Source organism: Micromonospora sp. MP36 (genome assembly GCF_008119785.1).
GTDB lineage: Bacteria > Actinomycetota > Actinomycetes > Mycobacteriales > Micromonosporaceae > Micromonospora.
Genome location: NZ_VSFA01000001.1, coordinates 437,871 through 459,157, shown reverse-complemented (window position 1 = coordinate 459,157; position 21,287 = coordinate 437,871). Strand labels below are relative to the sequence as shown.

Below are 21,287 nucleotides of genomic sequence, written 5' to 3'. Positions count from 1 at the left end.
TCAGGCCTCGGCCGCAGCCTCGGTCAGGTTCTTCACCGCGTTCGGGTCGACCGGGACGCCCGGGCCCATGGTGGTGGTGAGGGTGACCTTCTTCAGGTACTTGCCCTTGGCCGCGGACGGCTTCGACCGCAGCACCTCGTCCAGCACCGCCGCGTAGTTGTCGATCAGCTGGGCCTCGGTGAACGAGGCCTTGCCGATGATCAGGTGGAGGTTGGAGTGCTTGTCCACCCGGAAGGTGATCTTACCGCCCTTGATGTCCGAGACGGCCTTGGCGACGTCCATGGTCACCGTGCCGGTCTTCGGGTTCGGCATCAGGCCGCGCGGGCCCAGGATCCGCGCGATCCGGCCGATCTTGGCCATCTGGTCCGGGGTGGCGATCGCCGCGTCGAAGTCCAGCCAACCGCCCTGGATACGGGCGACCAGCTCGTCGGTGCCCACCTCGTCCGCACCCGCGGCGGCGGCCTCCTCGGCCTTCGCGCCAGCGGCGAAGACGATCACGCGGGCGGTCTTACCGGTGCCGTGCGGCAGGTTGACCGTGCCACGGACCATCTGGTCCGCCTTGCGGGGGTCGACGCCGAGGCGCATCGCGACCTCGACCGTGGCGTCGAACTTGACGGAGGTGGTCTCCTTGGCCAGCTTGACGGCCTCGGCGGGAGAGTAGAGCTTCGACCGGTCGATGACCTCGGCGGCCTTGCGGTAGCTCTTGCTGCGCTGCATTTCTCGTTACTCCTGTGGTCTATGGCGGGCCGCGACGTCCGCGGGCCCTCCCACGAAACTGATCGGGTGAGGCGCTGAGGCGAGGTCAGTCGGTGACGTTGAGGCCCATCGACCGGGCGGTGCCGGCGATGATCTTCTCGGCCTGGTCGAGGTCGTTGGCGTTGAGGTCCGCCATCTTCTTCTCCGCGATCTCCCGCACCTGGGCGCGGGTCACGCTGCCGACCTTCTCCTTGTGCGGGACACCCGAGCCCTTCTGCACGCCGGCGGCCTTGATCAGCAGCCGGGCGGCGGGCGGGGTCTTCAGCACGAAGGTGAAGGTGCGGTCCTCGTAGACGCTGATCTCGGCGGGGACGATGTCGCCCCGCTGCGACTCGGTCTGCGCGTTGTAGGACTTGCAGAACTCCATGATGTTCACGCCGTGCTGGCCGAGCGCGGGGCCGACCGGCGGCGCCGGGGTGGCCTGGCCCGCCGGCAGCTGAAGCGTGAACGTCTTGACGAGCTTCTTCTTCGGAGGCATGTCTCTTCCTGGGACTTGGAACGGGATTCTCGCCGGCCGCGGGCGCGCACGGTCAGCGCGGTGCGACAGCGGCGACGTTCTAGGTTAGCGCAGACTTCCGTCGCCCCCGCCGCCGAGGTAGGCGGGACGGCGAAACGACGCACCGGCGGCGGGCCGGAAGCCCACCGCCGGTGCCCGACGTACGTCAGATCTTGGCGACCTGGTTGAAGTTGAGCTCGACCGGGGTCTCCCGGCCGAAGATCGACACCAGCACCTTGAGCTTCTGCTGGTCGGCGTTGATCTCGCTGATCGTCGCCGGCAGCGAGGCGAAGGCGCCGTCGGTGACGGTGACCGAGTCGCCGACCTCGAAATCGAGGACCTTGACCTCGGGCTTGGCCTTCTTCTCCACCGCCTCGACCGCGGGGGCCAGCCACTTGAGCACCTCGTCGAGGCTCAGCGGCGCCGGGCGGTCGGCCCGGTCGGTCGCCCCCACGAAGCCGGTGACCCCGGGGGTGTTGCGGACGCAGGAGTAGGACTCGGCGGTCAGCTCCATCCGGACCAGGATGTAGCCCGGGAAGACCTTCGCCTGCACCTGGGACCGCTTGCCGTTCTTGACCTCGACCTCTTCCCGGGTCGGCACCTCGACCTGGTAGATGTAGTCCTCCATGTCGAGGGACGTGATCCGGGTCTCGAGGTTGGTCTTGACCTTGTTCTCGTAGCCGGCGTACGAGTGCACCACATACCAGTCGCCGGGAGCGTAGCGCAGCTTCTGGCGCAGCTCGGCGACCGGGTCGAACTCCTCGTCCGGCGCGGGCTCGGTGGTCGGGAATTCCGGCGCGCTGGCGGCCTCGACCGACTCATCGTTGGCCGCCGTCGCCACCGGAGACTGCTCGTCCGGGGTCTCGGCGGTCTCGTCGTACTCAGGCACGCTCGCTCACTTCCGTCTGTATCGCTGGTAGCCGGTCAGCTGGGGTTGCCGAAGACCCACAGCACCGCCTTCGCGAAGCCGTAGTCCAGGCCGGCCACGATCGCCAGCATCACCGCGACGAAGGTGACCACCACAGCCGTGTAGGTCAGCAGCTCCTTGCGGGTCGGCCAGATGACCTTACGCAGCTCGGCCACGACCTCGCGGAAGAACCGCGCGATGCGGGCGAAGAGCCCGATCCGCTCGGTGTCCTTCCGGGTCTTCCGGCCCTCGGTCGACTCGGCGCGGGCCCGCTTGCGGGTGGCGGTGCCGCCCCGGGAGACCGGCTCGTCCGCGTCGGTGGCGTCGTCTTCGGCGGTCACGTCGTCGACGACCGCGTCCTCAGGCAGACGCTCGTCGCCGGCGTCCTCGCCGCGCCGCTTGTTCTCGGCCACTTCGCCCTCCGTGCGGGATATCGGGTCGCACGCCGATGGGCGTGCGCGACGTGTGCTCACGCCGGCCGGACCAACCGTCCCGCGACGGGCCGCGGCCGGCGGACCGACCGGGAGGGCCCCGAATGCCTCGGAACCACCCCGCCGGTGCCACCACCACGGGCCGAACGCCGCCCTGCGGCGGCGCGACCCACGGAACGGTCAGGCCTGAGGCGCAGGGGTGACAGGACTTGAACCTGCAGCCTGCGGTTTTGGAGACCGCTGCTCTGCCAATTGAGCTACACCCCTGTGCGGCAACTCACCCCACCCGGACACGCAGTGCCAGGCAGGGTTCACTTGCCCCACGGCGGACCAGTGTACGGGTAGTCGTGCGACTTTCCCAACCGGTCTGCCCCTCGCGCGCCGACAGACTGGTCAGCGGGGCGTCCGGACGGTCGCCCGAGCCTGCGACAGGACCTTCTCCCCCAGGCACGTGGCGGTGACGTCGAGCCTGGTCAGGCCGTCTTCGGTGACCCCCTTGACCACCGCGCTGACCTCGATCTCGGTGCCCTCGTCGGTGTCCGGGACGACCACCGGCCGGGTGAATCGGACGCCGAAGTCGACCACCGCGTCCGGCGCGCCGGCCCAGGTGGTGACCGCCCGGCCGACCAGCGCCATGGTGAACATGCCGTGGGCGATCACCCCGGGCAGGCCCACCTTGGTGGCGGTCCGGTCGCTCCAGTGGATCGGGTTGAAGTCGCCCGAGGCGCCCGCGTAGCGGACCAGGTCCGCACGGGTCACCCGGAACGTCTGGGTGGGCAGTTCCACGGTCACGCCTCCCCGCGTACGACGAGCTTGGACCAGACGGCGACCACCGGCTCACCGGCGGCGGTGCTCACGTCGGTGCGGGTGGTCAGGAAGCCGTGCGCGCCCCGGGTGGTGATCTCCTCGATGGTGTTCACGCAGACCAGTTCGTCGCCGGCCACCACCGGCCGGGTGTACGCGAACCGCTGGTCCCCGTGCACGACCCGGCTGTAGTCGACGCCCAGCGCCGGGTCCTCGATGATCTGCTGGCTGGCTGCCATGGTGACCAGCACGGGGAAAGTCGGCGGGGCCACCACGTCGGGGTGGCCGAGCGCCCGGGCGGCCTCCGGGTCGTGGTACGCCGGGTCGGTGGCGCCGATGGCGGTGGCGAACTCGCGGATCTTTTCTCGGCCCACCTGGTAGGGGGCGGTCGGCGGATAGGTCCGGCCGACGAAGGACGGGTCCAGGGACATGCCGCGAACCTACACGGAAAACACGAAAGCCGATCCGCGCGGGCCGGGCGGCTCGGGGCCGCTGGCCGTGCGGATCGGCTTTCGGAGATGCTGCGGGACCGGGCCGGCGAGCCGGCCGCGGGTCAGCGGGTCTCGCGGTGGATGGTGTGCTTGCCGTCCCGGGGGCAGAACTTCTTCAGCTCGATGCGGTCCGGGTCGTTACGACGGTTCTTGCGCGTGATGTAGTTGCGCTCCTTGCACTCCACACACGCCAAAGTGATCTTCGGCCGGACATCGGTCGCCTTCGCCACGGCGGAGTGCCTTCCTCGCTAACGGGTAACAACTACGGCGCATCAGCCTACGCGCTGACGGCGCGGACACGCAAAGTGGGCGCCTGTGGCGCCCATCCCACCGACCACCGGGTGACCCGGAGGATGAGAGTAGCGGTGGCCGGACTTGAACCGGCGACACAGCGATTATGAGCCGCTTGCTCTGCCATCTGAGCTACACCGCCGTGGCGGGTCCAGCCGGACCCTTTGAGCCCCCTTACGGAATCGAACCGTAGACCTTCTCCTTACCATGGAGACGCTCTGCCGACTGAGCTAAGGGGGCCTGCCCGATCACCCGTGGGTGTCGCGCAGGGGAAACAGTACACGACCGCGCCCCCGAGGTGAAATCGGATCCCCCATCGCCGCGTTTCCGCAGCTCAGGGCACCACGCGCAGGCGGGGCAGATCGCCGACCGAGATCGTCTCGGGCTCGACCTGGGCACCGAACCAGGCCTCCAGCCGCTCGTACGGCAGGGGTCGGCTGAACAGGAAGCCCTGGCCGATCTCGCAGCCGATGTCCTGGAGCAGCTCCAGGGTCAGCTCGCTCTCCACCCCCTCGGCCACCACGGCCAGGCCGAACTGCTGGGAGAGCGTCACCACGGCGTTCACGATCGCCAGGTCGCTCGGGTCGGTCGCCATCCCCTGCACGAAGGAGCGGTCGACCTTCACCTCGTGCACCGGCAGCCGGCGCAGTTGGGCCAGGGACGAGTTGCCGGTGCCGAAATCGTCCACCGATAGCCGGACGCCGAGGTCACGTAGGCGCCGCAGGGTGGGTATCGGGCGTTCGGTGCCGTCCAGCACCCCGGCCTCGGTGATCTCCAGGGTGAGCCGCTGCGGCGGCACACCGTACTCGTCCAGCAGCTCTTGTACCAGGGTGGGGAAATGCTGGTCGGCGAGGGTGCGGGCGGCGAGGTTGACCGACACGGCGAGCGCCCGCTCGCCGTAGCTCCAGTCCCGGCTGCGGCGCAGGCTCTCCCGGAGCACGAACTCGGTGAGCCGGCCCAGCTGCCCGGTGTGCTCGGCCACCGCCACGAAGTCCTCCGGCGCCACCGTGCCGTGGGCCGGATGCTCCCAGCGGGCCAGGCACTCCACCCCGACCAGGCGCCGGTCCCGCAGCGTCACCTTGGGCTGGAAGTAGACCTCCAGGGCGCCGGCGTCCAAGGCGCGACGCAGGTCGCTGGCGAGGCCGAGCCGGCGCAACGAGCGGGACTCCAGCGCCGGGTTGTAGAGCTGCACGCTGCCCGGGACGGACTTCGCCGCCGACGTCGCCAGGTCCACCCGCTGGAGCAGGGTGACCGCGTCGCTGCCGTGGTCCGGATGCACGGCCACCCCGACCGCGGTGTCCACGTCGAGGGTGAGTGCGTCGAAGACCATCTCGTCGCGGATCTGCTCCCGCAACTGCCCGGCCAGTTCCAGCGCCGCCTCGGCGCTCTCCAGCCGCAGGGTCACCAGGAACTCGTCGCCGCCGGCGCGACCGACCAGGGCCGAGGAGGGCACGCAGGCGCGCAGCCGCTCGGCGACCTCGACGAGGACCTTGTCGCCGGCCGCGTGACCGAGCGACTCGTTGACCTGGCGCAGCCGGTCGACGTCGAACAGCAGCAGGGCCACGACCTCACCGGGTGCCGCGATCTTGACCGCCTCGGCCACCGCCGCGGTGACCCGACGCCGGTTGGCGAGCTTGGTCAGCGCGTCGTGGTTCGCGTCGTGCCGCAGCCGGTCGACCAGGCGGGAGTTTTCCAGGGCGACGGCGGCATGCGCGGCGACCGTCTCGAAGACCGGTATGTCGCTCTGGGTGAAGTGACCCACGTCGCTCAGCCGGTTGACGACCTCAAGCGTGCCGATCACCGCCTGACCCGAACGCAGGGGCACCACGATGACGTCCTTGACCTTGGCGTCATGTGCGGCCCGGCGGGCCTCCCGCTCCGCATCGAAAGCCCGGCCGACCGCCACCGTGCGGCCTTCCGTTGCGGCCCGCTCCCGCAGCACCGCAGGCGTGTAGACCACGTCGAGCAGGCCCTGGTCGTCGACCCGGGCGGTGAGCAGCAACTCGGGATGCCGACCTTGGGCGGGCAACCAGAGGGTGGCGTACTCGGCCTGCATCAGTGCTCGTACCCGGCCGAGGAGGGCGTCCGCGAGGGTGCCGTCCTGGCCGCGCTCGGCGGTGGCGCGGGTCAGGTCGTACATCTGAGCGAGGGTGCGGTGCTGCCGGAAGAACTCCGCGTAGGACCGGTAGACCAGGACGAGCGCCGCCGCCAGCGCCGCGAGCAGCAGCACCGACCACCAGGTGGTCTTGATCGCGATCAGGATCATCAGACCCATCGAGGTGTTGATCGCGGCGGTGAGCAACGCGGGCGGGGCGGTGCGGAGCGCGTCTCGCCCGGCCTGCCAGCCCTGCAGGAGGGTGTGCACGCCGACGATGCCGCCAAGGCTGACGACGATCACCGCGGCCACGGCGGTGAACAGGATCATCCACGTGCCAGGCCCCACGCCCCGCATGGGCGGAAGGGCCTGGAGCACGAGCCCGGCCAGGGAGGTGCCGGCGGCCGCCTTGGCCACGTTGAACCAGAACTTTGCTGGCGGCAGGCGATGCCGGGCCTGGGTGACCATCGATGCGACGGTGTAGATCACCACAACCGTCAGCGGCGGCAGCAGGAAGAGCGCCACGACGAGTGGGATCTCGGTCAGAGTCATGCCGAACGACTGGCGCCGGACCACGAAGTTGAGCACCGGAATGCCGACGACGACCATGATGACCAGCAACGCGGCAGCCAGCGTCCACTTGCCGAGCGGCTGCTCCGAGACCAACCCGGTGATCGTGGCGCAGACGACCGCGAGCAGACCGAGTGGTCCGGTGATGAGCCAGGCGTGATCCGTAGATCTCCGTCGCGAGCGTTCACGACCGGCCATGGCACTCCCTACGGGCTACGGACGTACAGGCTCCTTGCCCGTCAGACGTTTCCCCGCGTCAGTCAGTAACCAGTGTCCGCGGGGGCGGAGGTCCAAATGAGATCCGCCTGCACGTGGCGACCGGCAACGTCGTTGAAGAGCCCGAAGTTGAACCCGATCGCTGCGGCGGCGGCGATCGCGAGGACCGAGCCAAGCAGTCGGCCCAACCTTCGACCAGACATGATTACTCCTGTCGGGGGAGTGTCACAGGGGTTAAGGGTTCCACGATCGTGCCACAGGGCGCGCACATAGGAAAGCGCCGGGACCCGGCCCGGCCCCGGGGGGCGGCCAGGTTTCGCCGTTCGGCCCACACCCCACGGCACACCCGGCCAGATCAGAGCCGTCCTGGATCGGTGGAACGCTTCGCCCAGCGCGGATTCCGACCTAAACCGCAAATCGATCATCCGACCCCCGAGGGTCCCGTCCACAGCCCTCCAGGACAGACCGAAAACGCTCCTGGCACCGACCCGCACCGTCGGCCATAGGCCACCATACATGCGTGGAGCCGAAATCCAGACCCCTGACGTCATCTTTCCGTCACCCCTCGCCCCGACCCACGGTCGCGTACGGCTAGCACTTAATACAGCGAGCGCTGTACTATCGGCGGAGTGGAGACGTTGACGTACGGGCAGGTGCTCGCCCGGTTCGGCCATGCCCTGTCCGACCCCACCCGGGCGCGGTTGCTCCTGGCGCTGCGGGACGCTCCGGGCTATCCGGCGGAGCTGGCCGACCTGCTCGGCACGACCCGCCAGAACCTGTCCAACCACCTGGCCTGCCTGCGGGGCTGCGGCTTGGTCATGGCCGTGCCCGAGGGGCGGCGGACCCGCTACGAGCTGGCCGACGCGCGACTCGCGCATGCGCTCGGTGACCTGCTGAACCTGGTCCATACCGTCGACCCGACGGTATGCGCGGACGCCGATCAGCGGGGCTGCTGCTGATGTCGGCCCCGCTGGTCCAGATCCAGCCCGGCGGCCGCGCAGCTCGGCGTGCAATGCTCGCTCGCCGAGTGCGGCTCCTGGTGGCCGCGACGATCACCTACAACGTGATCGAGGCGGTCGTCGCGATCGCGGCCGGCAAGGCCGCATCGTCCACCGCCCTGATCGGCTTCGGTCTCGACTCGGTCATCGAGGTGTCCTCGGCGGCAGCGGTGGCGTGGCAGTTCGCCGGACGTGACCCCGAGGCGCGGGAGAAGGCCGCACTGCGGATCATCGCGGTGTCGTTCTTCGCGCTCGCCGCGTACGTCACCGTCGAGTCGGTGCGCGCGTTCGCCGGCGGCGGAGAGGCCGAACACTCCACCATGGGTTTGGTCCTGGCCGCCCTGTCGCTGCTCATCATGCCGGTGCTGTCCTACGCGCAGCGGCGGGCCGGCCGTGAGTTGGGTTCCCGATCGGCCGTGGCCGACTCCAAGCAGACGCTGCTCTGCACCTACCTGTCGGCCGTACTGCTCGTCGGCCTGGGCCTCAACAGCCTGTTCGGCTGGTCATGGGCCGACCCGCTGGCCGCGCTGGTCATCGCCGCGGTGGCGATCAAGGAGGGGCGAGAAGCATGGCGTGGGGACGCCTGTTGCGCGGTGCCCGTGAGCGGCGCGAGCTCGCTCACTGTTCAGGCTGTGGGCACCGACGCCTGCGGGTGCGAGCCCGGCTGTTCCTGCTGCTCAGGAGAGGCCAAGTGATCTTCCAGCGCATGCCCGGTCGCGAGCGAGACACGCTCGAAGTGGCGTTCGTGAAGCGCTGGATCGAGCTGGGCCGGACGAGAACGGCCCCGGAGTGCGTTTCCGCAGCTCACGGGGCCGTTGTCGCACCTGGTGGCGGGTAGAGGATTCGAACCTCTGTAGCTTTCGCGACGGATTTACAGTCCGCTCCCATTGGCCGCTCGGGCAACCCGCCAGGGCGTTGCCACCACGCTATCGCGCGGCAGCGGTTGCAAGGATAGCGGTTGCCCCCCAGGGCGCCGCAACCGGGTACCGTCAGGGGGTCCCACCGCTGGCCAGCGGGGGACGGAACAGGACAGACCGCCGGACAGCAGGAGCATGAGCATGGCAGCGAACCCGTCGTTCGACATCGTGAGCAAGGTCGACCGGCAGGAGGTCGACAACGCCCTCCGCCAGGCGGAGAAGGAGCTCGCGACGCGGTTCGACTTCCGGGGCACCGGTGCGGAGATCTCCTGGTCGGGCGAGGAGGCGATCAGCCTCCAGGCGGAGACCGAGGAGCGGGTCCGGGCCGCCCTGGACGTCTTCAAGGAGAAGCTGGTCAAGCGGAACATCTCGCTCAAGTCGCTGGACGCCGGCGACCCGCGGTCCTCCGGCAAGGTCTTCAAGATCGACGCCAAGGTGATCCAGGGCATCGACTCGGACAAGGCCAAGGCGATCAGCAAGAAGATCCGGGAGGACGGCCCGAAGGGCGTCCAGGCGCAGATCCAGGGCGACCAGCTGCGGGTCACCGGCAAGAAGAAGGACGACCTCCAGGCCGTCATCGCGCTGCTCAAGGGCGAGGACTTCGGGGTCGCCCTTCAGTTCACCAACTACCGCTGAGCATCTCGGCCGGCCCCTTCCGGGGCCGGCCGAGCCAGCGCCGCACCACATCCCGGACGTCGCGCCTTACGACCCGCGGGGGCACCGCGGCCTCGCCGCTGTGGGGCAGGCGGGAGGAGAGCGGACCCGGTCAGCGGGCGAAGATCAGCAGCAGGATCACGGTCACGATGGCGCTGATCAGGATCGAGCCGAGGCAGCCGATCCGGTTCGAGAAGAAGACGAACATGCCGGGGCTGTACCCGCCCGGGGGCCGGTTCGATCCCCGGACGGGCCGCGAGGGGGCAGGTCAGGCGGCGACCGCGTGTTCGGCGCGTACCGCCGTGGCCTCGGCCCGGGCGATGGGGCCGGCGGGCAGCGCGGCGACGGCGGCCCCGACGGCGACCGCCGCCCCGGCGAAGAGGAAGGCCCAGGGCACGCCGCCCGCGTGGTCGACGATCAGCCCGGCCACCGCTCCCCCGGCCGCGCTGGCGGCCACCGACATGGTGACCACCCAGGTGTACGCCTCGTTCAGCATGCCGGCTGGGGCGATCCGGCCGACCAGGGTGTTCTCCAGGGTCAGCGCCGGGGCGATGGTGGCCCCGCCGAGCACCAGCGCGACGCCGAGCGCCAGCGGGGCCGACATCACCGCGTACACGGCGAAGCTGGCCGCCACCGCGCCGAGCAGCCAGGCGAACTGGCGGGTCATGTTGGCGGCCGGCCGGCGTACCCCGAACCAGAGGCCGCCGACGGCGCTGCCGATTCCCCAGACGGCGAGCAGCACGCCGGCCAGGCTCTCCGGGTCGTCGGCCGCGGCCTGCCCGGCGAAGGCCGGGACGATCACGCCGGCGGCACCGAACGCGATGCCGAGGCTGGCGACGCAGAGCAGCAGGGCCGGGAAGCCCCCGACCCGCAGCGGGCCGAGGCCCTTCGCCTGGTGCTCGCGCGGGTGCGGGCGCCAGCCCCGCATCACCCGGCCGAGCGCGACGGCGGTGGTCCCGACCAGGGTGACCACGGCGGCCCCGACCAGCGCGGCGGCGGCGTCGGCGGCCAGCACGAACCCGGCCACCAGCAGCGGGCCGAGCACGAAGACGACCTCGAAGAGCGAGGTCTCCGCGGCGAGCGCGGTGTTGCGCAGGTGGGCGCGGCCGGTGGTGGGCGCGGTGAGGTCGTTCCAGGCGCCCCGGATGGCGGCGGTCAGCGGCGGGAAGGTGGCCCCGGCGATGCCGGCGGCCAGGTAGATCAGGGCGAGGTTGTCGGCCCCGGACCGGCTGGCCCCGAGCAGACCGAAGAGGGCGAGCGGGTGGGCGACCGCGGTGACCAGCAGCACCGGGGTGGGACCGACCCGGTCGGCGATCCGCCCGGCGATCGGGCTGAGCGCCGCGCCGGCAAGCGCGTAGATGCCGCCGGCGACCGCGGCGAGGGAGTACCGGTCGGTCACCTCCTCGACCACGAGCAGCAGCGCGAGCGGGGTCATGCCGATCCCGAGGCGGCCGATGATGCCAAGGATCAGCAGCATCGGTGCGCCGGGGATCCGCCAGACGCCCAGGTACTGGCGCAGGGCGGCCAAGGAAGCACCTCCGGGGGGAGACAGGTAATGGGCGAGAAGCCCCTTTGACCCTAACGCCGCAGCTCGCCGTGGGAATGGTCGGTTCGCTCACACGTCCGGACACGGCTCCGCCCGCGTCCCGGGTTCGGGACGCGGGCGGAGACGAGCGCGGTCAGCGCTGGAACTGCACCGGGCCGGCGTTGCGGGCCATCTGCTCCAAGCGGGCCACCCGCTGCTCCATCGGCGGGTGGGTGGCGAACATGGCGGCGATGCCGCCACCCCGCTTGAACGGGTTGTCGATCATCAGGTGGGCGGTGCTGGTGAGCTGGCCCTGCGGCGGCAGCGGGCGCATCTGCGTACCCATGTGGATCTTCCGCAGGGCGCTGGCCAGGGCCAGCGGGTCCCGGCTCAGCTCGGCGCCCGACTGGTCGGCCTGGAACTCACGGCTCCGGCTGATTGCCAGCTGGATCAGGGTGGCCGCGATCGGGCCGAGGATCAAGGTGAGCAGCAGGACCGCCGGGTTCGGGCCGTCCTCGTCGTCCGAGGAGCCCAGCGGGATAAACCAGGCGATGTTGGCCAGCATGGTGATGATGCCGGCCAGACCGGCCGCCACGCTGGAGATCAGGATGTCCCGGTTGTAGACGTGGGACAGCTCGTGCCCGATCACGCCGCGCAGCTCGCGGTAGTCGAGGATCTCCACGATCCCCTGGGTGACGCAGACCGCCGCGTTCTGCGGGTTGCGCCCGGTCGCGAACGCGTTGGGCTGGGCGGTGGGGCTCACATACAGGCGGGGCATCGGCTGGCCCGCCTGGGTGGACAGCTCGCGGACCATCCGATACAGCTCGGGGAACTGTGCCTCGCTGACTGGTTGCGCCCCCATCGAGCGCAGTGCGAGCTTGTCGGAGTAGAAGTAGGTCACGCCGTTCATCAGCAACGACACGACGACGGCGATGACGAGGCCACCGCTCCCGCCGAACCAGTAGCCGACCGCGAGGATCAGCGAGGTCAACAGGCCGAGCAGCGCTGCGGTCTTCAGACGGTTGTGATGCACGATCGCTCCTTCGGTGCGCGGATCCGTGCGGGATCCGCCGACCGGTTCAACACCACCGGTACCCGTCAACCATCCCGCCCATGACTGAGAGTTGGCTGAGGATTTCTGTGTGGCCGCTGTGCCGATTGGGCACCGAGGGACAAACCGCCGCTTCAGCGGGCGGCCAGGTCCAGCACCAGCTGTGGGGCGAAGCCCACCACCACGGCGAGGGCGGTGGCCACCCCGAGGGCCGCGACCACCAGCCGGGCGGGCCGGGCGGTGGCCGGGCCGGGTGCCGCGTAGAGGGTGGCAATCAGGCGCAGGTAGTAGGCCAGGCCGAGCACCGCGTTCAGGGCCACCACCAGGGCCAGCCAACCGGCGTGCCCGGCCAGCAGGGCCCGGACCACGGTCACCTTGGCGAACAGGCCGGCCAGGCCCGGTGGCAGGCCGGCCAGCCCGACCAGCGCGAGCGCGAACGCCCCGCCCACCCACGGGTGGCGGCGGGCCGACCCGCGCAGGTCGGCCAGGGTGCCGCCGTCGCCGTCCGCCGGGCGCAGCGCCACCACCGCCGCGAAGGCGGCCAGCTCCAGCAGCACGAAGAAGACCAGGTACGCGACGGCCGCCGCGTACGCCGCCGCGCGGGCGTCGGCGGTGCGGCCGGCGGCCAGCGCCAACGCGCCCAGCGGGGCGAGGACGTAGCCGGCCTGGGCCACCGAGGACCAGGCGAGCAGCCGGACCGTGCGCTGCTGGCGCAGCGCCACCAGGTTGCCCACGGTCATGGTGAGCGCGGCGAGCAGGGCCAGCACCGGCCCGGTGACGGTGGCCGGCAGCGCCCGCTGCACCACCGCGAGCAGGGCCACCACGCCGCCCAGCTTGGAGGCCGTCGACAGGTACGCGGCGACCGGCAGCGGCGCGCCGTCGTACGTGGCCGGGGCCCAGGCGTGGAACGGCACGGCGGCGACCTTGAACGCCAGCCCGGCCACCACCAGCGCCACGGCGACCGTGGTGAGCGGCAGGTCGCGCACGTGGGCGTCGGCGGCGAGGACGGCGCCGAGCCGGTCCAGGTGCAGGGCGCCGGTCACCGCGTAGAGCAGCGCCGCGCCGAGCAGGGTGAGGGTGGTGGCCACCACGCTGACCACGAAGAAGGTCACCGCCGCCTCGGCGCCGGCCAGGCTGCCCCGGCGCAGCCCGACGAGCACGTAGAGCGGCAGGGTGAGCGTCTCCAGCGCCACCACCAGGGTGATCAGGTCGCCGGCCGCGCCGAGCAGCACGCCGCCGGTCATCGCGCAGGCGAGCAGGAAGGCGTACTCCCCCACCGGGGTCCGGCCGGCCCGCAACAGCGGACCGGACAGCGCCAGCACGCCGAGGGTGAGCAGGGCGACGACCGCCGCGACCAGGGCGGCCCGGCCACCGAAGACGTAGGAGCAGTCGGCGCCGACGCAGAAGGTTCGCCGCTCGTCGCCCGTACCGACCCCGGCCGCGCCGAGCGTGGTGGCCGCCGCGCCGACGGCGGCCACCGCCACGGTGACGCCGGCCCGGGCCACCAGCAGGTCGGCCAGGAGCACGAGTACGGCGGTGCCGGCGGCCAGGTAGGCCGGCAGCAGCGCCACGTGGTCCACGCTCTGCACCAGACTCATCCGGCCTCACCTTCGTTCGCGGCCGCGGGGCTCCGCTCCGCCGCACTCACCGAAGTCCACCTTCGTTCGCGACCGCGGGATTTCCGCTCCGCCTCCCGCCCCGCGCTCAATCGAAGACCGCCAGCAGGGCGTTGACCGGGCCGGCGGCGTAGGACAGCACGAGGGCCGGGGCCAGGCCGACAGCGAGGGCGAGCAGCACCAGCGGCGCCCAGGCGGTCAACTCCGCCCCAGCCAGCCCCGGCGCGAGCCGCCCGACGGCCGGGCTGGGCCGCCCGTGGCTGACCCGGCGCAGCAGCCGCAGGAAGTACGCGGCGGTCAGCGCCCCGCCCAGCGCGGCCAGCACCGCGAGGGTGGTCCAGAGCCCGCCGCCCCGCCGGATGGCCGCGATGACGGCGAACGCCTCCCCCCAGAAGCCGGCCAGCCCGGGCAGCCCCAGCGAGGCGACCGCCGCGAAGCCGAGCAGCCCGGCGAGCCGGGGCGTGGTCTCCCGGAGCCCGGACAGCTCGGCGAGGGACCCGGTGTGCGTACGGTCCTTGACCGCCCCGGCCAGGAAGAAGAGCAGGCCGGTGATCACGCCGTGCGCGATGTTGCCGATCAGTGCGGCCTGCAGGCCGGTGGCGGTGAGCGTGGCCACCCCGAGCAGCACGAAGCCCATGTGCCCCACGCTGGAGTACGCGATCAGCCGCTTCAGCTCGTCCTGCGCGAGGCAGACCAGGGACCCGACGAGGATCGCCGCCACGGCGAGCACCCCGAGCACCGGGGCGGCCCAGCGGGCGCCCTCCGGGGCCACCCCGACCGCCACCCGGATCAGGCCGTACGTGCCCATCTTGAGCAGCACCCCGGCGAGGATCACGCTGCCCACGGTGGGCGCCTGGGTGTGCGCGTCGGGCAGCCAGGAGTGCAACGGCCAGAGCGGGCTCTTCACCGCGAACGCCAGCGCCAGCAGGGTGAACGCCGCGAGCTGGGTGCCCCGGGGCAGCCCGGACCCGCCGGTCAGCGTCACCAGGTCGGCGGTGCCCGCGGCGGCGACCACCACGTAGACGCCGACCAGCAGCAGCACCGAGCCGAAGAGGGTGTAGAGGACGAACTTGCGGGCCGCCCGCCGCCGGTCGTCGCCGCCCCAACCGGCGATGATCGCGTACATCGGGAGGAGGACGACCTCGAAGAAGAGGAAGAAGAGCACCAGGTCGAGGGCGAGGAAGGTGCCCAGGATGCCCACCTCGACCACCAGCAGCAGCGCGACCAGGGCCCGCCCGCTGCCACCGCCCTCGGGCACCCGCCACAGCGTGTAGCCGCAGCAGAGCAGGGTGAGCAGCGCGGTCAGCACCACCAGCGGCCAGGAAATGCCGTCCACCCCGAGGTGGAAGCGCAGGTCGAGGCCGGGCGCCCAGGGCAGGTCGAGCTGGTGCCAGGGCTGCACCGCGGGCGACGGCCCGTAGCCGAACCAGCCGTGGTCGCCGCTCACCAGCGGCAGGGTGGCGAGCAGCGTCAGCCCCGCGGCGACGGTGCCGACCAGCCGCCCGGCCCGGTCGCCCGGCGTGGCGACCGCCGCGACGGCGCCCAGCGCGGGCACCGCGAGGACCGCGACCAGCAGGAACTCCCCGAACGTCATGAGGCCACTCCGATCAGCGCCACGGTGAGGCCGATCAGCAGGGCGCCGGCCAGCACGCCGGCCGCCGCGCGCGGCAGCGCCGCCCGGTGCAGGGCGGCCAGCCCGCCGCCCAGCTCGACCGCGGCCCGGCCGCTCCCCTCCACCAGGCCGTCCACCCCCAGCTCGTCCCCGGTACGTACGGCCCGGGCCAGCGCGGTCGTCGGGCGTACCACGAGGGCGTGCTGGACGTCGTCGAGCCGGAACGCCCGGGCGAAGACCGGCCGCAGCGGGCCCAGGACGCGGGCCGGATCGGCGGCCGGGTCGCGGCGCCAGCCGACCCAGGCGACGCCGGCCCCGGCCAACAGCAGCACCAGCGGCAGCAGCAGGTTCGGCCCGAGGTGGACCAGCTCGACGGCCTCCCCGCTGCGGTCGGCCGGAACGCGGAGGCGGTCGGCGAACCACGGCGCGAAGGCGGCCAGGCCGAGCAGCGCGGCGGGAACCGCGAGCAGCAGCACCGGCCAGCGCAGCACCGCGGGCGGGTCGTGCGGGTGGGCCAGCGGGAGCCGGGCCGCGCCGAGGAAGGCGCGCAGCAGCAGGCGGGTGGCGTACCAGGCGGTGACGGCGACGCCGAGCAGCCCGGCCAGCCAGACCAGCCAGCCGACCCAGGCGTAGCTCGGGCCGCTGCCCTCCAGCGCGGCGGCCTCGGCGGCGGCGAGCACGCCGTCCTTGCTCCAGAAGCCGGACAGCGGCGGCACCCCGGCGAGCGCACCGAGGCCGATCACCGTGCACCAGAAGGTCACCGGCATGGCCGTGCGGAGGCCGCCCATCCGGGACATCAGGGTGGTGCCGACGGCGTGGATCACCGCGCCGGCCGCGAGGAACAGCAGCGCCTTGAACGCGGCGTGGGTGAGCAGGTGGAACAGGGCCGCCGCGGGCGCGCCGACGGCGAGCGCGCCGGTCATGTAGCCGATCTGGGAGACCGTCGACCAGGCCAGCACCCGCTTGATGTCGTCCTGAGCGGTGGCGGCGAACGCACCCAGCAGCACGGTGATCGCCGCCAGCACGCCGAGCACGGCGAGGGCGGCCGGAGCCTGCGCGAAGAGCGGGAAGAGCCGGGCCACCGCGTACACGCCGGCGGCGACCATGGTGGCAGCGTGGATCAGCGCGGAGATCGGGGTGGGACCGGCCATCGCGTCCGGCAGCCAGGTGTGCAGCGGGAACTGGGCGCTCTTGCCGGCCACCCCGGCGAGCAGCAGCAGGCACGCGGCGGTGAGCGTGCCGGTGGAGTAGTGATGGGCCAGCACGTCGGCGATCCGGAAGCTGCCCGCGGCGACGCCGAGCAGCGCGATGCCGAGCAGGAAGCCGACGTCACCCACCCGGGTGACCAGGAACGCCTTCACCGCGGCGGCGGGCGCCTCGGGCAGCCGCCGGTCGTGGGCGATGAGCAGGTACGAGCAGAGGCCCATCACCTCCCAGCCGACCAGCAGCAGGATCAGGTCGCCGGAGACCACCACGGTCAGCATCGCGGCGGTGAAGAGGCTGATCTGCGCCGCGTACGGCGGGTAGCGGTGGTCCACCTCGACGTCGTCGTGCGGGCCGCGCTTCAGGTAGCCGATCGAGTAGACCTGCACGGCCAGGGCCACCGCGGCCACCGCCGTGGCGACCAGCACCGCCACGCCGTCCAGCCGGTAGCCGAGGGTGACCGTCAGCCCGCCCAGCTCGACCCAGGTGGTGCCACCCTCGATCGGGCGGTCCACGCGGACCAGCAGCGCCACCGCCGCCAGCAGGGCCACGGCCGCGCCGGCCACGCCGAGCGTGATCGCCACCCGCCGGGCCCGGTCCTCGCCGGTCGCCGCGCCCCTGGGCGACGGCGGCAGCAGCAGCCCGACCAGGCCCACCAGCAGGGGTACGCCCGGCAGCGCCGCCGCGAGCAGTCCGGTCACTTCTCCCCCTCCGGCGCGTCGGTGGCCGGCCCGCCCGATGGCGGGCTCGCCGGGCCGGCCGTCGCGCCGGCGGGTACGGCCCCCGGCGGCTCGGTCAACGGCACGTCGTCCACGGTCACGCTGGCCCGCAGCCGGTAGAGCTGGAGCACGATGGCCAGCCCGACGCCGATCTCGGCGGCGGCGAGCACGATCACGAAGAGCGCGAAGACCTGACCGGAGTGCGGCAGCTGGGCCCGGACCGTGGTGTCGGCGGTGACCAGGATCAGGTTCACCGCGTTCAGCATCAGCTCGACGGCCATCAGCACGAGGACGGCGTTGCGCCGCCGCAGCACGCCGTAGCCGCCGAGACCGAACAGCAGCGCGGCGGTGACGTACGGGATGACCGGCCTCACCCGCGCCCACCCTCCTCGGCGACGGTGGCCATGGCACCGGCCGGCTCGGGTCGGGCCGGAGGTCCGCCGGCCGGCCGGCGGCGACCATGCGGCGCGCCGGGCCGGCCGATGTCGACGCGGGACAGCACGATCGCGCCCACCAAGGCGGCGAGCAGCAGCACCGAAAGCAGCTCGAAGGGCAGCACCCAGGAGCGGAAGACCTGCTCGCCCAGGCGGTCGGCGGTGCCCGCGGCGGGCAGGTCCACCCGGGACCAGCGGAACGCGTGCACCAGCAGCACGGCCAGACCCAGCCCGCTGCCGCCGCCGATCAGCGCGGCCGGCCAGCCGGGCCGGTCCAGGTCGGCGGAGGCGCCGATCGGGGCGCGGGTCAGCATCACCGCGAAGAGCAGCAGCACCACCACCGCGCCGACGTAGATCAGCACCTGCACCCAGGCCACCAGCTCGGCGGTGAGCACCAGGTAGTCGCCGGCCAGCGCGCCCAGGCAGACCACCAGCCAGAGGCCGGCCCGGACCAGGTGCCGGGTGCCCACCACCAGCGCGGCGGCACCGACCGCCACCGCGCCGAGGGCCAGCAGCAGCACGTCCGCACCGGTCATGACGGCGCACTCCCGCCCTGCTCGGCACCGGGCTCGGGGCGTACCCGGGAGGGGGCCGGACGCGCGGCGGGGGCCGCGGCCTTGCGGGCGGCGGTGGTCTCCTCCTTCGAGGGTTCGCCGCGTGGGTCGTGGGCCGGCGGTGGCGGAACGGTGCCCATCCACTCGCCGAGGTGGTCCTTGTCGTGCAGCAGGTCCTTGATGTCGTACTCGGCGTACTCGAACTCGGGCGACCAGTAGAGCGCGTCGAACGGGCAGACCTCGACGCAGATGCCGCAGTACATGCAGAGCGAGAAGTCGATGTCGAACCGGTCGAGCACGTTGCGCTGGCGGGGGCGGGCGGCACCGGGCACCGCCACCTCCTCCTTGTGCGAGTCGATGTAGATGCACCAGTCCGGGCACTCCCGGGCGCAGAGCATGCAGACCGTGCAGTTCTCCTCGAGCAGCGCGATCACCCCGCGCGAACGGGGCGGCAGCTCGGGGGCGACCTCCGGGTACTGCTGGGTGGTCGAGCGGCGGGTCATCGTCCGCAGGGTGACCGCCAGCCCCTTCGCCAGCCCGCCACCGGGCACACCACTGCGCTCGCTCACGCCGTCGCCTCGCTTCGCTCGCCGACGCCGTAAGGCACCTCCGCGCTGAGCTTGCTGATTCGCTCGCTGCGCTCGCTCATGCCGCCCATCCTGCCCTGTGCCCCCGGCGCGCGCGACCACCACCCGGCGCATTGCGGCGGTACCGTAGCTCCGGGGGGGGGGGGAGAGAACGACGCACCTGGAAGGACCGACCGATGACCGCCGCGCTGCAGAGCGACTATCCGCCCGAAGGCGGGTGGACGACCGACGACCTCGATCGCCTGCCTGACGACGGCCGCCGCCGGGAACTGCTCGATGGAGTGCTGCTCATGTCCCCCTCCCCCACCCGGGTGCACCAGACCATCGCGATGCGGCTCGGCGTCGCGCTCGAAGAGAACTGCCCCGACGACTACGACGTGACCCAGGGGGTGGAGGTACGGATCAACCGCACCCGCTCCTTCATCCCGGACGTGCTAGTCACCACGTCGGTCGCGGCGGCCCGCGAGCCGTCGAAGTACGAACCGCACGAGGTGGTGCTCGCCGTCGAGATCGTCTCGCCCAGCACCCGATCCATCGACCGGGTGCTGAAGCCCGCGCTGTACGCGCAGGCCGGTATCCCGTTCTACTGGCGGGTGGAGATGGAGGACGACGGGTTGGTGATCTACACCTACAAGATCGATCCGGTGAACGAGGTCTACACGGAGACCGGCGGTGGACCAAGTTCGTCGACACCGGCGAGCCGTTCCCGGTGAACCTGCCGATCAGCCGGATCACCCCCCGCCACCTGTGAGCGGCGGGAGCATCTCGACGCCGAGCTGCTGGAGGACCTGGAACAGCTCGTTGACGCTCCACACGTCCACGATCCGGCCGCTGTCGTCGAACCGCAGGAACGTCGCCCCGGAGTAGCTGACCACCCGGCCGGTCGGCGGCACCGGGCCGAACTGCCCGGCCTGTGTGCCGGCGGCCCGCCAGTGCACGGCCACCCGGTCGCCGGAGGCCACCACCTCTACAATCTTGTAGCGCAGGTCCGGGAAGGACGCCCGACGGTCCCGGTGCCAGGCCAGGGCGGCCGCCGGCCCGGTCCCGCCCAGCCCCGGGCAGTCCTCGGCGACCAGCTCGTACGCGGTCTCCTCGCGGGTCGCGTTCCACACGTCGGTGATGAAGCGTCGGGCCACGGCCTCCACATCGGTCACCGCGGCAGCCTAGTCCCCGCCTCCGGGCGGGCCTGCCGGACCGGGCGGGAACGACCATGATGGGACGGGACGACAGCGACAGGAGGCAACGACGTGAGCGCGAGGAGTGAGGCGGGGTTGCGAGCCCCGCAGTCGCGAACCGAGGTGGCACCGTGACCCAGAGCGGCGACGAGATCCTTAACCGGACCGGCGGAAAGTACGTCGAGCCGGGCGGCGAGTTCACCCGCGACCAGCGCTACATCGCCACCCGGATCACTGCCGACGGGCGGGACGGCTGGCCGGTGGCACCCGGCCGCTACCGGCTGGCGGTGAGCCGGGCTTGCCCGTGGGCGAGCCGGCTGATCATCGCCCGCCGGCTGCTCGGGCTGGAGGACGCGATCTCGATGGCGGTGGCCGGGCCGACCCACGACAAGCGGAGCTGGACCTTCGACCTGGACCCGGGCGGGCGGGACCCGGTGCTCGGCATCGAGCGGCTGGCCGAGGCGTACTTCAAGCGCTTCCCGGGGTACGACCGGGGCATCACCGTGCCGGCGATCGTGGACGTGCCGACCGGGCAGGTGGTCACCAACGACTACGCGCAGATGGGCCTGGACCTGTCCACCGAGTGGACTGCGTACCACCGCGAGGGCGCGCCGGAGCTCTACCCGGAGCGGCTGCGGGACGAGATCGACGAGGTCAACGCCGTGGTGTTCAAGGACGTGAACAACGGCGTCTACCGGTGCGGCTTCGCCGGCGGCCAGGAGGCGTACGAGAGCGCGTACCGCCGGCTCTTCGACCGGCTCGACTGGCTGAGCGAGCGGCTGAGCGGGCAGCGCTATCTGGTCGGTGACACGATCACCGAGGCGGACGTGCGGCTGTTCACCACGCTGGTCCGCTTCGACCCGGTCTACCACGGCCACTTCAAATGCAACCGGCAGAAGCTGACCGAGCTGCCGGTGCTCTGGGCGTACGCCCGGGACCTGTTCCAGACCCCCGGCTTCGGCGACACCGTCGACTTCGACCACATCAAGCGGCACTACTACGAGGTGCACCGGGACATCAACCCGACCGGGATCGTGCCGCTCGGCCCGGACCTGTCGGGCTGGCTCACCCCGCACGGCCGGGAGGCCCTGGGCGGTCGACCCTTCGGGGACGGCACCCCGCCCCCACCGCCGGCCGAACCCGTCGACCCCGCCCACACCCCGCTGCGGGTCGGCTGAGCCTCCG

Annotated in this window: 22 protein-coding genes and 4 tRNA genes; 5 read left to right on the top strand and 21 right to left on the bottom strand. The window is 72.1% G+C overall.

Going from position 1 to position 21,287, the window contains the following annotated elements:
• From rplA to FXF52_RS02115, 11 genes are all read right to left on the bottom strand, one after another.
• Complete coding sequence (gene rplA / locus FXF52_RS02165) at nt 1-717, bottom strand: 50S ribosomal protein L1 (RefSeq protein WP_148793452.1); 717 nt, start codon at nt 715-717, stop codon at nt 1-3.
• Nucleotides 718-802: 85 nt separating this feature from the next.
• Entirely contained in the window at nt 803-1,234 is a 432-nt protein-coding gene (gene rplK / locus FXF52_RS02160) for a 50S ribosomal protein L11 (RefSeq protein WP_148793450.1), read from the bottom strand.
• Between the two features lie 184 nt (nt 1,235-1,418).
• Entirely contained in the window at nt 1,419-2,141 is a 723-nt protein-coding gene (gene nusG, locus FXF52_RS02155; RefSeq protein ID WP_148793449.1) for a transcription termination/antitermination protein NusG, read from the bottom strand.
• A gap of 35 nt (nt 2,142-2,176) precedes the next feature.
• A complete protein-coding gene (gene secE / locus FXF52_RS02150) occupies nt 2,177-2,572 on the bottom strand; it encodes a preprotein translocase subunit SecE (protein ID WP_148793447.1) in 396 nt (131 codons plus the stop codon).
• A gap of 212 nt (nt 2,573-2,784) precedes the next feature.
• Nucleotides 2,785-2,857, bottom strand: a tRNA-Trp gene (locus tag FXF52_RS02145).
• A gap of 126 nt (nt 2,858-2,983) precedes the next feature.
• The gene (locus tag FXF52_RS02140) at nt 2,984-3,376 is read right to left on the bottom strand and encodes a MaoC family dehydratase (RefSeq protein WP_148793712.1); all 393 of its coding nucleotides are present in this window, start codon (nt 3,374-3,376) and stop codon (nt 2,984-2,986) included.
• A gap of 2 nt (nt 3,377-3,378) precedes the next feature.
• Nucleotides 3,379-3,825, bottom strand: coding sequence for a MaoC family dehydratase N-terminal domain-containing protein (locus FXF52_RS02135; RefSeq protein WP_148793446.1), 447 nt, complete (start codon nt 3,823-3,825; stop codon nt 3,379-3,381).
• Nucleotides 3,826-3,947: 122 nt separating this feature from the next.
• Nucleotides 3,948-4,115 (bottom strand): 50S ribosomal protein L33, encoded by a 168-nt coding sequence (rpmG, locus tag FXF52_RS02130; protein WP_067301359.1) that lies wholly within the window; start codon nt 4,113-4,115, stop codon nt 3,948-3,950.
• A 130-nt stretch (nt 4,116-4,245) separates the two neighbouring features.
• Nucleotides 4,246-4,318, bottom strand: a tRNA-Met gene (locus tag FXF52_RS02125).
• 25 nt (nt 4,319-4,343) lie between these two features.
• Nucleotides 4,344-4,416, bottom strand: a tRNA-Thr gene (locus tag FXF52_RS02120).
• Nucleotides 4,417-4,510: 94 nt separating this feature from the next.
• Nucleotides 4,511-7,039, bottom strand: a complete 2,529-nt coding sequence (locus FXF52_RS02115; protein ID WP_148793444.1) for a bifunctional diguanylate cyclase/phosphodiesterase — start codon at nt 7,037-7,039, stop codon at nt 4,511-4,513.
• Nucleotides 7,040-7,686: 647 nt separating this feature from the next.
• Between FXF52_RS02115 and FXF52_RS02110 the strand changes: the two genes are divergently transcribed.
• Together FXF52_RS02110 and FXF52_RS02105 are read left to right on the top strand one after the other, a co-directional pair.
• Nucleotides 7,687-8,016, top strand: coding sequence for a helix-turn-helix transcriptional regulator (locus tag FXF52_RS02110; RefSeq protein ID WP_187413282.1), 330 nt, complete (start codon nt 7,687-7,689; stop codon nt 8,014-8,016).
• Nucleotides 8,016-8,750 (top strand): cation transporter, encoded by a 735-nt coding sequence (locus tag FXF52_RS02105; RefSeq protein ID WP_148793440.1) that lies wholly within the window; start codon nt 8,016-8,018, stop codon nt 8,748-8,750. Before FXF52_RS02110 ends, FXF52_RS02105 begins: the two co-directional genes overlap by 1 nt.
• A gap of 130 nt (nt 8,751-8,880) precedes the next feature.
• Here FXF52_RS02105 and FXF52_RS02100 read toward each other — a convergent pair.
• Nucleotides 8,881-8,964, bottom strand: a tRNA-Tyr gene (locus FXF52_RS02100).
• 149 nt (nt 8,965-9,113) lie between these two features.
• Here FXF52_RS02100 and FXF52_RS02095 point away from each other — a divergent pair.
• Nucleotides 9,114-9,608: a YajQ family cyclic di-GMP-binding protein gene (locus tag FXF52_RS02095; RefSeq protein ID WP_148793438.1), complete on the top strand. Its 495-nt coding sequence runs from the start codon at nt 9,114-9,116 to the stop codon at nt 9,606-9,608.
• Between the two features lie 286 nt (nt 9,609-9,894).
• Here FXF52_RS02095 and FXF52_RS02090 read toward each other — a convergent pair whose 3' ends face one another.
• From FXF52_RS02090 to FXF52_RS02055, 8 genes are all read right to left on the bottom strand, one after another.
• On the bottom strand, nt 9,895-11,154 hold the full coding sequence (locus FXF52_RS02090) for an MFS transporter (RefSeq protein WP_148793436.1): 1,260 nt from the start codon (nt 11,152-11,154) through the stop codon (nt 9,895-9,897).
• A 151-nt stretch (nt 11,155-11,305) separates the two neighbouring features.
• Entirely contained in the window at nt 11,306-12,184 is an 879-nt protein-coding gene (gene htpX, locus FXF52_RS02085) for a zinc metalloprotease HtpX (RefSeq protein WP_148793434.1), read from the bottom strand.
• A 152-nt stretch (nt 12,185-12,336) separates the two neighbouring features.
• Nucleotides 12,337-13,800: an NADH-quinone oxidoreductase subunit N gene (locus tag FXF52_RS02080; RefSeq protein ID WP_148793432.1), complete on the bottom strand. Its 1,464-nt coding sequence runs from the start codon at nt 13,798-13,800 to the stop codon at nt 12,337-12,339.
• A gap of 106 nt (nt 13,801-13,906) precedes the next feature.
• Entirely contained in the window at nt 13,907-15,412 is a 1,506-nt protein-coding gene (locus FXF52_RS02075; protein ID WP_148793429.1) for a NuoM family protein, read from the bottom strand.
• Nucleotides 15,409-17,334: an NADH-quinone oxidoreductase subunit L gene (locus tag FXF52_RS02070; protein ID WP_148793427.1), complete on the bottom strand. Its 1,926-nt coding sequence runs from the start codon at nt 17,332-17,334 to the stop codon at nt 15,409-15,411. Before FXF52_RS02070 ends, FXF52_RS02075 begins: the two co-directional genes overlap by 4 nt.
• Nucleotides 17,331-17,726: an NADH-quinone oxidoreductase subunit NuoK gene (gene nuoK, locus FXF52_RS02065; RefSeq protein WP_148793426.1), complete on the bottom strand. Its 396-nt coding sequence runs from the start codon at nt 17,724-17,726 to the stop codon at nt 17,331-17,333. The genes FXF52_RS02070 and nuoK overlap by 4 nt, the downstream gene beginning before the upstream one ends.
• The gene (locus FXF52_RS02060) at nt 17,723-18,322 is read right to left on the bottom strand and encodes an NADH-quinone oxidoreductase subunit J (RefSeq protein ID WP_255471696.1); all 600 of its coding nucleotides are present in this window, start codon (nt 18,320-18,322) and stop codon (nt 17,723-17,725) included. Before FXF52_RS02060 ends, nuoK begins: the two co-directional genes overlap by 4 nt.
• Nucleotides 18,319-18,909 carry an NADH-quinone oxidoreductase subunit I gene (locus FXF52_RS02055; RefSeq protein WP_148793424.1) on the bottom strand — a complete coding sequence of 197 codons (591 nt, stop codon included), beginning with the start codon at nt 18,907-18,909 and terminating at the stop codon, nt 18,319-18,321. The genes FXF52_RS02060 and FXF52_RS02055 overlap by 4 nt, the downstream gene beginning before the upstream one ends.
• Before the next feature lie 194 nt (nt 18,910-19,103).
• Here FXF52_RS02055 and FXF52_RS02050 point away from each other — a divergent pair, with 194 nt between their 5' ends.
• Nucleotides 19,104-19,640, top strand: coding sequence for a Uma2 family endonuclease (locus FXF52_RS02050; RefSeq protein ID WP_255471695.1), 537 nt, complete (start codon nt 19,104-19,106; stop codon nt 19,638-19,640).
• Nucleotides 19,641-19,658: 18 nt separating this feature from the next.
• Here FXF52_RS02050 and FXF52_RS02045 read toward each other — a convergent pair whose 3' ends face one another.
• Nucleotides 19,659-20,081 carry an ester cyclase gene (locus tag FXF52_RS02045; protein WP_148793422.1) on the bottom strand — a complete coding sequence of 141 codons (423 nt, stop codon included), beginning with the start codon at nt 20,079-20,081 and terminating at the stop codon, nt 19,659-19,661.
• A 152-nt stretch (nt 20,082-20,233) separates the two neighbouring features.
• Here FXF52_RS02045 and FXF52_RS02040 point away from each other — a divergent pair, with 152 nt between their 5' ends.
• Complete coding sequence (locus FXF52_RS02040) at nt 20,234-21,280, top strand: glutathione S-transferase family protein (RefSeq protein ID WP_148793420.1); 1,047 nt, start codon at nt 20,234-20,236, stop codon at nt 21,278-21,280.
• Nucleotides 21,281-21,287: the final 7 nt, after the last annotated feature.